The following is a 9,953-nucleotide window of genomic DNA, read 5'->3' on the forward strand; positions in this document are numbered from 1 at the left end:
GGTGCCGACCCCTCAGTCTCGGGAGCGCCTCCGGCAGCGGCAAGCGCCTCTTCCGGACATGTCCGGAAGAGGACGCTCAGGCCCGTCCCTGCAGGATCAGATTCCAGTACACCCACGGCAGGACGCGGCGGTCGGCGAGGTAGGTGAGGCGCCGCTCCTTCGCCAGGCCCGTCCAGAAGGGGACGGTCGGCTTCGGGCGGTAGCGGTCGTCGAACTCGGCGAACACCACGCTCGACCGCGAGACCACGAAGGGGCAGACGGAGTAGCCGTTGTAGACGCGGGGGAGCGGGCGGCCCTTCTGCGCGGCGACGAGGTTCTTCGCGAGCGTGGTGGTCTGCTGGCGCAGCGCTCCTCCGGACTTCGAGTTGACCGTGGCCGCCGCGTCGCCGAGCCCCCAGACGTCGGGGAACCGCGGGTGCCGCAGGGTCAGCGGGTCGACCTCGACGAAGCCGCCCTCGTCGCCCTCGGCGGCCAGTCCGGTGCCGGCCAGCCAGTCGGGGGCCGACTGCGGGGGCACGGCGTGCAGCACGTCGTACGACAGCGTCTCGCGCGGGCCGTCGGTCGAGCGCCGCGCGCGGTCGGGGCCGGGGAGGGCGGTCGCGCGCTCGTCGACGGCGAGGACGACCCTCCGCTCGGCTGCGTCGACCTCGACCAGCTCGCGGCCGTAGCGGACCTCGATCCCGTACTCCGCCACCTTCCGCTCGAGCTCGGAGTCGATCAGCGGCATCCCGAACAGGGTGGGGGTCGGCACGACGAGCACGACGCGGATGCGGTCGAGGACGCCGGTCGCGCGCCAGTAGTCGCAGGCGAGGTACATCGGCTTCTGCGAGGCGCCGGAGCAGGTGCCGGGGCCGCCGGGCTGCGTGAAGACGACGGTGCCGGAGCGGACCTCGCGGAGCACCTGCGACGCCTTGCGGGCGTACTCGTACTCGTAGTTGGACACTCCGAACGGCGAGTCCATCGCCTCCTGGAGCCCGGGGACGGCGGCCCAGTCCTTCTGGATCCCGGGGCAGACGACGAGCTGCCCGTAGCCGACGGTGCGGCCGGAGAGGAGGGTGACCGTGTGCGCGACCGGGTCGATCGTCTCGACGCGGTCCTGGATCCAGACGACCCCCTTCGGCGTCACCGAGCCCTGGGGCCGGGTCGCCGCGGAGGCGGGTGCGGTGCCGCCCGCGACGTGGGAGAGCATCGGCTGGTAGACGTGGGTCGACCGGGGCTCGATCACCGCGACGTCGTTCACTCCGGAGCGCCGCAGCCGTCCCGCGGTCGAGAGTCCGGCGTTGCCGCCGCCGATGATGAGGACGTCGTGGCGGGCCGCGCCGGGATCGGTCATGGCCTCACCCTAGGGGCGCGCCGGGGCGAGCGGACGGGCTTGCGCAGACCCGCGGAAGGGGGTGCGCTCGGAGCGCCCGGGACGGTGATCCCGCACGGCCGCCCGGCTCGCGTCAGGCCGCCTCGAGCGCCTGGATCGCGGTCCTCGCGGTCGCGCAGGGGTAGGAGTCGTACCCGTCGTGGGCGTCGAAGGCGCGGCACTCGGCGCAGCGCAGCCGCACTCCGGCGCCGCCCTCGAGGACGCGCTCCGGGCGGTGCCCGTGCAGGATGACGGCGAGGCTCGCGACGAGGGGGTCGCTGCTCACCAGCGCGCTCCGCAGCGCCTCCGACCGGCGGCGGAGGTAGTCGTCCGCCACGGCGTCGATCGACTGCTCGGGGAGGTCCGGCTCGGGCCAGGAGGCGGGCCGCTCGACGGGCAGGTCGAGCTCGTCGAAGCCCATCGACCAGTCCGGGAAGCGGCGCTGCTCGTGCACGCTGGTCCAGACGGTGACCACGCCCTCGTGCCGCGGGTCGGCGAGGATCCGCGCGTAGAGCGAGCGCACGTCGGACTCCTCGCCCTCGAGCAGCTGCATCACGCGGCGGCCGCGGAAGACGAGCATCCCCGAGACGCCGTGCTCGACGTTGTTGCGGCGGCTCGTCTCGAGCAGCCGGCGGATCTCCCCCGAGCCCAGGTCGCGGTCGAGGGTGCTGACGTAGACGACGGTGAAGACGAGGGAGTCGCGCCGAGGCGAGTGCTCGACGAGGTGGAGCGTCGCGGGGGAGCGGGCGCCGGCTTCGGGGTCCATCAGGGCCGCGACCTCCGGGAACTCGAGCCAGATCAGGTCCTCCGGAGCGCTCGGCTCCACGGCGGTGACCGCCGGGACCGCGTCCAGCCACTGGGTCCGCTGGCGGAGGTCGGCGGCGACGGCCTTCTCGTCGAGCCCGGGCAGGAGGCCTGCGGCGCCGGAGACGAAGAGGCTCGTCGCGGAGTTGAGCAGCAGCGTCACGACCGTCGCGTGGCCGTCGCCGCCGAGCACGGGGAGCTCGACACTGTCGGTGCGGCCGTGAGCGGCGAGCCCGGAGGCGTAGGAGACGAGTGCGTCGGCGACCGCGTCCCCCACCTGGAAGGTCGCGCCGGCGTACTGGATCTGCTTCACAGCCCTACGATGCGCCTGCGGCGGATCCACGGGTAGGGGTACCGGTGCCGGGTGGAGCGTGCAGGGGTCGCGGCTGCTCCCGTCCGAGGAGCACGGAGCGGCGGGACCGCGCCCAGTCGGCCGTCGAGCGGGCCGGCGTCCCCGTGATCCGCTCGACCTCGTCGGTGAGCACGTCGACGCCGTCCAGGCCGCGGCGGGCGACGACTCCGAACTGCCGGCGGAGCCCCTCCGCCTGCCACGCGGACATGCCGGTGAGGCGCAGGACACCGGCGAACACGCGGCTGGGCAGGTGCAGGTAGCGGACGCGCCGCCCGAGGCCCGCAGTCAGCTCGCGGGCGGCGCCGGGCCCGTCGAGCAGGGCCGGTCCGGTGAGGACGGGCTCGGCGCCGGTGTGCCCTCCCGCCTCGAGGACGTGCGCGGCGACCCGGGCGATGTCGGCGGTGTCGATCCACGGGATGACGCCGCGCCCCATCGTCTGCGGGAGCAGGCCGCGCGAGATCGCGGGCGCCGAGGGCTCGAGGTTCGTCAGGAAGCCCGAGGCGTGGAGGATCGTCGCGGGCAGCCCGGAGGCGCGCACCCGCTCGTCGGTCCGCCAGATCGCGCGGCCCCAGGGGAGCGGCGAGTGCTCGGCCGCGTCGCCGCCGGAGAGCTGCACGAGCGCGCGGACGCCCGCCTCCTGGGCGGCGCGGACGGCGGTGGCGCCGTGCTCGGCCTGGCGCGGGGTGGCGGCGGTGACCAGGAAGAGCTGGTCGGCGCCCCGGAGGGCGGCGGTCAGTGCGGCCCCGTCGCCGAGGTCGGCGATCCGCGCGTCGAGGCCGCGGGCCGCGAGGGCCGCCGCCTGCTCGGGCCGGCGGACGATCGCGCGGACGGGCGCGTCGGCCGCCACGAGCCGCTCGAAGGTCTTGCCGCCGACGTCACCGGTGACTCCGGTGATCGCGATCACGTCGCTCATGATTCCTCCCAGGTATCAACTAACTGATACTCGAAGACTACGCCGCTACGCTCGATCCATGTCCTCGGAGTTCTCCCTGACCCGCGACGACGTCGACGCGATCGCCGCCTGGACGGTCATCCGCGCCGCCCGCGACCTGGCGAGGCGGGTCGGCGACGCGCTCGCGCCGGTCGGGCTCAGCCCGGTCGAGTTCGGCGTGCTGGCGCAGCTCTCGGCGGCCGACGGGCTGACGCAGGCCGACCTCGCCCGCGCCGTCGGCGTCCGCCCGCAGAGCATGACGGCCCTGGTCGCCGGGCTGGCGGAGCGGGGCCTGCTCGACCGGGGCGCCGAGCGCGGCCGCGGCCGTCACTCCCGGATCGCCCTGACCCCGGCGGGGCGCGACCTCCTCGCGGCCGCCTACCCGCTCGTGCGGGCCGGCAACGCGTGGTTCGGCGGCGAGGAGCGCGCCGACGCCGTCGCGACCGCGCTGCGCCCGTTGCTCGGCGGGCAGCCGGGCCCGCGGCACGAGGTTCCCTGAGTGGAGGGGGCGGGGAGGCTCGGCAGCGGGAGAGACGGCTCCTCCTCCGAGCGCTCGTGCACACCCGGCCCCCTCGCGGGTGCCACCGGTACCCTGGTGCGGTGCCCCTGACCCTCCCTCCGCTGAGCCGCGCCCGCGCGCGCGCCGCCGCGGCGTACCCGACCCGGCAGCTGCTGACCAAGCGCGCCTCGGGCACGAACGGATGGCTCAGCTCGTGGGGGACGAACGCGCACGGCGAGATCGCCGGCTGCCCGCCGCCGCGCGGCTGACCCGCGACCGCCCCTCCTCCGGAGTCCGCGGCCGCGTCCCCGCGCTCACCCACCCCTCCGGACGGAACCCCTCATGCCGCACCAGCCCCTGCCCGCCGATCAGGCCCCCCACTCGATCTGGCGGGGACTCCGCCAGACCCTCCAGAAGGACACGGTCGGCGGAGCGTTCCTGCTCACCGCGACCCTCCTCGCCCTGATCGTCGCGAACAGCCCCGCGTCCGCGCTCTACACCGCGGTCCGCGACTTCCGCTTCGGCCCCGAGGCCCTGCACCTCGAGCTGAGCGTCGGGTCGTGGGCGGCCGACGGCCTGCTCGCGATCTTCTTCTTCGTCGTCGGGCTCGAGCTCAAGGAGGAGTTCGTCGCCGGCAAGCTCCGCGACCCCAAGACGGCGCTCGTGCCGATCGTCGCGGCCGTCGGCGGCGTGGCCGTCCCCGCCCTGATCTTCACCGCGGTGAACCTGCCCCGCGGAGGAGCCGCGCTGGACGGCTGGGCGATCCCCGCCGCCACCGACATCGCCTTCGCCGTCGCGGTGATCGCCGTGGTCGGCCGCTTCCTCCCGCCGGCGCTGCGGACGTTCCTCCTCACGCTCGCCGTGGTGGACGACCTCATCGCGATCACGATCATCGCCGTCTTCTACACCGCCGGCATCGACGTGCTGATGCTCCTGCTCGCGCTGGTGCCGCTGGCGGTCTTCGCGGTCTGCGTGCAGCGCGGCGTGCGTGCCTGGTGGGTGCTGATCCCGCTCGGAGTGGCGACGTGGGCGCTCGTGCACGCCTCGGGCATCCACGCCACGGTCGCGGGCGTGCTGCTCGGCTTCACCGTGCCGGTCGTCGCGACGAAGCGCGCCCGGGTGCAGGTGGGGTCGGATGCGGAGGGGCGCCCGGTCTACGACGGTCTCGCCGCCCACTTCGCCGACCGCTGGAGCGTCCTCTCGACCGCGGTCGCGGTGCCGGTCTTCGCGTTCTTCTCGGCCGGAGTGACGGTCGGCGGAGTCGCGGGCCTGGTCGACTCGTTCCAGGACTCGATCGCCGTGGGCATCATCGCGGGCCTCGTGCTCGGCAAGCCGCTCGGCATCGCCGGGAGCACCTTCCTCCTGACCCGCTTCCGCGGCATCGGCCTGGATCCGTCGCTGCGCTGGGTGGACGTGATCGGCATGGCGTTCGTGGCCGGCATCGGATTCACGGTGTCGCTGCTCGTCGGCGAGCTCTCGTTCGGCGCGGGCAGCGAGTCCGACGACCACGTGAAGGTCGGCGTCCTGGCCGGCTCGTTCCTCGCGGCGGTGATCGGAGGCGCGATCCTCTCGGTCCGCAACCGCCACTACCGCCGCCTGCGGGGCTGACGCCCGGCGGGATCTCGCGGCGCCCGCTGCCCGATCAGCAGGAGCGTGCTGGTCGATCAGCACGCGCCTCCTGCTGGTCGATCGGCCGTCGCAGGCGGCGCATCGAGACCCGCGCGGCTCAGCCGTGCAGGCCGTGGACGACCGCGTGGCCGCGGCCGCGGGAGATGAGCAGGCGGTTCACCGGGGTCGTGACGACGAAGGCCAGGGCCAGGGCGCCGGCGAGCGAGCCCCAGAAGAGGCCGGACGAGAGGCCCGCGTCCATCGCTCCGGGGATCGCGAGCACCACCGTGTTGTCGACGACCTCCATCACGGCGATCGAGACGGTGTCGGCCGCCAGCGCGATGCCGACGGCGGCGCGCCACGTCACTCCGGAGCGGAGCACCCCCCGCATCGTGAGCGCGTAGCCGAACACGAACGCGAGGACGATCGAGAGGGCGACCGTCGCCAGGGCGGGCAGACCCAGGGCGGAGCCGATCACCATGCCGAGGACCTCGCCGATCGCGCAGCCGGTCAGGCAGTGCAGGGTCGCGAGGGCGGCGGCGCGCCAGGTGGTCGGGTGGTGGTGGGCGTGGTCGGTCATGGTGTCTCCTCCGGTTCGGTCCAGGGGAGTGCATCATACCCCCGGGGGGTATATTCCCGACCCGGCCGTCGAAGTCTCCTGCGGCTCCGCGGGCCCGCGAGCCGTTCGCCCGGGCGCGCTACCCTCGCCCCGTGCTCCTCCGAGCACCGCCCCTCGACACCAGGAGCCCCGATGGCCGCCCCCACCGTCCTCTTCGTCTGCATCCACAACGCCGGCCGCTCGCAGATGGCCGCCGGCTACCTCCGCGCCCTCTCCGGCGGCGCCGTCGAGGTCCGCTCCGGCGGCTCCGAGCCCGGCGACAGCATCAACCCGATCGCGATCGAGGCGATGGCGGAGGAGGGCATCGACATCTCGCAGGCCGTCCCGCAGCTGATGACCACCGAGCAGGTCCAGGCCTCCGACGTCGTGATCACGATGGGCTGCGGCGACGTCTGCCCCGTCTTCCCGGGCAAGCGCTACGAGGACTGGGACCTCGCCGACCCGAAGGGCCGACCGCTCGAGGAGGTCCGCTCGATCCGCGACGACATCAGGGCCCGCGTGCAGGCGCTCGTCGCGGAGCTGCTGCCCGCCTGAGCCGTTCGATCCCGTCCGGCCGCGTCAGCGTTCGGCGGGAGGCGGGAACGTCCGCCCGACCGGAGGCGAGCCCGCCGGGAGCGCCGCGCGCGCCCGGTGCAGGAAGACGGCGGTCATGACGACCCGGGCGCGGGCCGGCGACGAGTCGAGCGGGCCGATCAGCTCCTCGATCCGCGCGAGCCGGTCGTAGAGGGTCTGCCGGCCGATGCCGAGCGCGGCCGCCGTCGCCGTCTTGCTCCCCCACAGCGACGCGAAGGCCTCGAGGGTGGCGAGCAGCTCGCCGCGCTGGGCGCGCAGGGGCCCGAGCACCTCCTCGACGAGGTCGTCCGCCTCCGGATCGTCCTGCAGAGAGCTCGCGAACCGCTCCAGGCGGTACTGGCGCGAGTCGACGACTCCGCCCGCGGGCGCCCACTCGCGCGCGCCGCGCACCTCCGCCAGCTCCCGGGGCACCCGCTCCTGCCCGCCGAGCCCGCTGCCGACGCAGAGCAGAGCGTCCGAGTCGAGGGCGGCGCCGAGGCGCAGCAGCTCCGCGCGGCCCTCCTCCATCGCGGCGGCGGTGGCGAACGGCAGCAGCGCCAGCAGCTCGGAGCCGACCACGCAGAGCACCGGGCCGGGATCCGCTCCCGCGCCCGTCAGGAGGCGGAGCAGAGCGCGGAGCCGCCGGTCGTCGTGACCGGTGTCGGCCCGGACGCCGAGGTAGCGCTCCCGGGATCCGGCGCCGAGGCGGCCGAGGAAGGCGTCGATCTGGAGGTCGGCCGCCGGGTCCGCGAGCTCGACGGATGCGATCGCGAAGAGCTGGGCGGTCAGCCGCTCGGTGACCGACGGCGGGCGGTGCCGGAGCACGGCGATCGCGAGGACGTCCGGCGCCCGGTCGAGCGCGACGGCGACGGCGTGGAGGTCGGCGTCGGCGTGGGCTCGCAGATGCAGGGTGCCCAAAAGGGAGTCGCCCGCGTGCAGCACGTTCGAGAACGTCCCGGCCGTCGGCTCCGTGTCGACGCCCGGCCCGGGCGAGGCGCGGGCGATCTCGTCGCCCGTGAGCGAGACGAGCGAGGCGGAGGCGCCCGTCGCGGAGGCGACGACCTGCAGGAGCTCGTCGACGCCGGCGTCCCCGGAGGCCGCGTCGGCCAGCAGACCGGACACTCTGTCCGCCAGTCGGATGCTCCGGAACTTCTGCTCGGTGAGGTGGGTGTTGATGCTCTCGCAGACCTGCACGAAGGGGACGCGCCGGGGCAGGGCGAGCACGGGGAGGCCGAGCTCGTCGGCCGCCGCGACGATCGGCGGCGGCACCGCGGGCAGGCGCGGCGAGAGCTCGAGAGCGAGGGCGCCGACTCCCGCGTCGACCAGCGACCGCACGTACTCGCGGCACTCCGCCGGGTCCTGGTCGGTCGAGAGGAGCGCGCCCTCCATCAGGAGCAGCTCGCCTCCGAGGAGGAGGGGCGCGATGTCGAGCTGCTCGCTCGTGTGGGCCCAGCGGATCACGGCGCGCTCGGCGGCCGCGTGCCCGGCGGCCATTACCGGGAGCATGGCGGCGAGGCGCGGATCCCGCATCGCGTCCGACAGCAGGTAGGCCATACAGAACGTCCTCTCGCGTCACGGCGAATTTACACGCGGACGCGCCGCCCGAAACGGGTCCGCACGAGAGTGGAGCCTCACCGGGCGCCCCGCCCTCCCCTTCATCCCCCTCCCCGAGAGGACCCGCCATGAGCACCGACACCCTGCACGGCACCGCCGACGCCGAGGACGCGCTGAGTCCCCTGCCCGACTCCCGGCGCACCGCCCGGCTCGACGGGCAGTTCTGGATCTGGGCCGGCGCCAACATCGCCCCCATCAACTGGGTGCTCGGCGCCCTCGGCGTGAACATGGGCCTCGGCCTGGCGGACACCGTCACCGTCCTCGTGCTCGGCAACGTCGTCGGGATGGCGGTGTTCGGCTTCTTCGTCCTCCTCGGCCAGCGGACGGGGGCGACCGGAATGCTCGTGGGACGGGCGATCTTCGGCCGGCGCGGCAACTACATCCCGGCCGCCATCCAGGCCGTGGTCGTGATCGGCTGGTGCGCCATCAACACCTGGATCGTCCTCGACCTGGTCATCGCGCTCCTCGGCTCCGTCGGCGTCGTCGACCCGGAGCAGGCGAACGTCGGCTGGAAGATCGCGGTGGCGGCGATGATCATGGCGGTGCAGGTCGCGATCTCCTTCCTCGGCTACCGCGCGATCGCCGCCTTCGAGCGCTGGACCGTGCCGCCGACCCTCCTGGTGCTGGCGATCATGTCGGTCGTCGCCTGGTTCTTCCTCGACATCGACTGGTCCTATGCCGGCCCCGCGGAGGGCGCGCTCACCGGAGGCGACCGCATCGCGGCCATGTCCATCGTGATGACCGCCATCGGCATCGGCTGGGGCCTCACCTGGCTCGCCTACGCCGGCGACTACTCCCGCTTCGTCGGACCCCGCTCCTCGAAGCGGGGGCTCTACCTCGCCAGCGTCCTCGGCCAGTTCATCCCGGTGGTCTGGCTCGGCGTCCTCGGCGCGACCCTCGCGACGAAGAACGGCTCCGTGGATCCCGGGGAGCTGATCGTCGAGAACTTCGGCGCCCTCGCGATCCCCGTGCTGCTCCTGGTGGTGCACGGTCCGATCGCGACCAACGTCCTGAACATCTACTCGTTCGGCATGGCGACCCAGGCCCTCGACATCCGGCTCGGGCGCCGCGCGCTCAGCCTCATCGTCGGCGTGCTGGCCTTCGCGGCCGCGGTGTTCTTCGTCTTCCAGGACGACCTCGCCACCACGCTCGACGCGTGGCTGGTCGGCCTCGTCGGCTGGGTCGCCCCCTGGGGTGCGATCGTGCTGGTGCACTACACGGTGTTCGAGCCGCGCGTCCGCTCCTTCGGGCACCTGTTCGCCCCGGTCGGCTCGCCGCTGCTGCCGGACGTCCGCTGGCGGGCGCTGCTCTCCTTCGCGATCGGCGCGACCCTGACCTGGCTGTTCATGAACGGCTCGGTGCCCGCCCTGCAGGGTCCGGCCGCGACCGCCCTCGGCGGCGTCGACGTCTCGTGGCTCGCGGGCGGAGTCTCGGCCGGCATCGCCTACCTCCTGCTCGGCCGGGACGCTCCCGCCTGGGTCGAGCGCCGGGAGTCGGCCGCGCCGGTCGCCGCGGAGCCCGAGCCCGTCCGCGGCTGAGCCCGAGCCCCAGGTGTCGTGGCCGTGGAACACGATCTCGCGGGGCGGGGTCTCCGCGGCCACGCGTGAGACGAGCGACGCCACC

The 9,953-nt window shown here is 74.3% G+C and carries 10 protein-coding genes; 5 read left to right on the top strand and 5 right to left on the bottom strand.

Annotation, left to right across the window (positions count from 1 at the left end):
• Positions 1–76 precede the first annotated feature (76 nt).
• From C5C95_RS06080 to C5C95_RS06090, 3 genes are all read right to left on the bottom strand, one after another.
• Positions 77–1,333, bottom strand: coding sequence for an NAD(P)/FAD-dependent oxidoreductase (locus C5C95_RS06080; protein ID WP_104222413.1), 1,257 nt, complete (start codon positions 1,331–1,333; stop codon positions 77–79).
• A gap of 112 nt (positions 1,334–1,445) precedes the next feature.
• Entirely contained in the window at positions 1,446–2,468 is a 1,023-nt protein-coding gene (locus C5C95_RS06085) for a BLUF domain-containing protein (RefSeq protein WP_104222414.1), read from the bottom strand.
• 4 nt (positions 2,469–2,472) lie between these two features.
• A complete protein-coding gene (locus C5C95_RS06090; protein ID WP_104324032.1) occupies positions 2,473–3,420 on the bottom strand; it encodes an NAD(P)H-binding protein in 948 nt (315 codons plus the stop codon).
• Between the two features lie 58 nt (positions 3,421–3,478).
• On the opposite strand from C5C95_RS06090, the gene C5C95_RS06095 reads away from it, so the two are divergent.
• The 3 genes from C5C95_RS06095 to nhaA all read left to right on the top strand — a co-directional run bounded on the left by C5C95_RS06095 (position 3,479) and on the right by nhaA (position 5,545).
• Positions 3,479–3,937 carry a MarR family winged helix-turn-helix transcriptional regulator gene (locus tag C5C95_RS06095; protein WP_181125587.1) on the top strand — a complete coding sequence of 153 codons (459 nt, stop codon included), beginning with the start codon at positions 3,479–3,481 and terminating at the stop codon, positions 3,935–3,937.
• A gap of 101 nt (positions 3,938–4,038) precedes the next feature.
• Positions 4,039–4,206, top strand: a complete 168-nt coding sequence (locus C5C95_RS17380) for a hypothetical protein (RefSeq protein ID WP_181027217.1) — start codon at positions 4,039–4,041, stop codon at positions 4,204–4,206.
• Positions 4,207–4,279: 73 nt separating this feature from the next.
• Positions 4,280–5,545 carry a Na+/H+ antiporter NhaA gene (nhaA, locus tag C5C95_RS06100; RefSeq protein ID WP_104324034.1) on the top strand — a complete coding sequence of 422 codons (1,266 nt, stop codon included), beginning with the start codon at positions 4,280–4,282 and terminating at the stop codon, positions 5,543–5,545.
• 118 nt (positions 5,546–5,663) lie between these two features.
• On the opposite strand, the gene C5C95_RS06105 is transcribed toward nhaA, so the two are convergent.
• The gene (locus C5C95_RS06105; RefSeq protein WP_104324035.1) at positions 5,664–6,125 is read right to left on the bottom strand and encodes a DUF4396 domain-containing protein; all 462 of its coding nucleotides are present in this window, start codon (positions 6,123–6,125) and stop codon (positions 5,664–5,666) included.
• Positions 6,126–6,296: 171 nt separating this feature from the next.
• Between C5C95_RS06105 and C5C95_RS06110 the strand changes: the two genes are divergently transcribed.
• Positions 6,297–6,698: an arsenate reductase ArsC gene (locus C5C95_RS06110; protein ID WP_104222419.1), complete on the top strand. Its 402-nt coding sequence runs from the start codon at positions 6,297–6,299 to the stop codon at positions 6,696–6,698.
• 24 nt (positions 6,699–6,722) lie between these two features.
• On the opposite strand, the gene C5C95_RS06115 is transcribed toward C5C95_RS06110, so the two are convergent.
• On the bottom strand, positions 6,723–8,270 hold the full coding sequence (locus C5C95_RS06115) for a PucR family transcriptional regulator (protein WP_104324036.1): 1,548 nt from the start codon (positions 8,268–8,270) through the stop codon (positions 6,723–6,725).
• A gap of 128 nt (positions 8,271–8,398) precedes the next feature.
• On the opposite strand from C5C95_RS06115, the gene C5C95_RS06120 reads away from it, so the two are divergent.
• Complete coding sequence (locus tag C5C95_RS06120; protein ID WP_104324037.1) at positions 8,399–9,868, top strand: cytosine permease; 1,470 nt, start codon at positions 8,399–8,401, stop codon at positions 9,866–9,868.
• The last annotated feature ends 85 nt before the right edge of the window (positions 9,869–9,953 follow it).

The sequence above is a fragment of the Rathayibacter sp. AY1B7 genome, assembly GCF_002932735.1.
Lineage (GTDB): Bacteria > Actinomycetota > Actinomycetes > Actinomycetales > Microbacteriaceae > Rathayibacter.

Coding starts and splice junctions, on each gene's coding strand:
- C5C95_RS06090 (WP_104324032.1), bottom strand. CDS start 3,420: ATGAGCGACGTGATCGCGATCACCGGAGTCACCGGTGACGTCGGCGGC.
- nhaA (WP_104324034.1), top strand. CDS start 4,280: ATGCCGCACCAGCCCCTGCCCGCCGATCAGGCCCCCCACTCGATCTGG.
- C5C95_RS06110 (WP_104222419.1), top strand. CDS start 6,297: ATGGCCGCCCCCACCGTCCTCTTCGTCTGCATCCACAACGCCGGCCGC.
- C5C95_RS06120 (WP_104324037.1), top strand. CDS start 8,399: ATGAGCACCGACACCCTGCACGGCACCGCCGACGCCGAGGACGCGCTG.
- C5C95_RS06095 (WP_181125587.1), top strand. CDS start 3,479: ATGTCCTCGGAGTTCTCCCTGACCCGCGACGACGTCGACGCGATCGCC.
- C5C95_RS06115 (WP_104324036.1), bottom strand. CDS start 8,270: ATGGCCTACCTGCTGTCGGACGCGATGCGGGATCCGCGCCTCGCCGCC.
- C5C95_RS06105 (WP_104324035.1), bottom strand. CDS start 6,125: ATGACCGACCACGCCCACCACCACCCGACCACCTGGCGCGCCGCCGCC.
- C5C95_RS06080 (WP_104222413.1), bottom strand. CDS start 1,333: ATGACCGATCCCGGCGCGGCCCGCCACGACGTCCTCATCATCGGCGGC.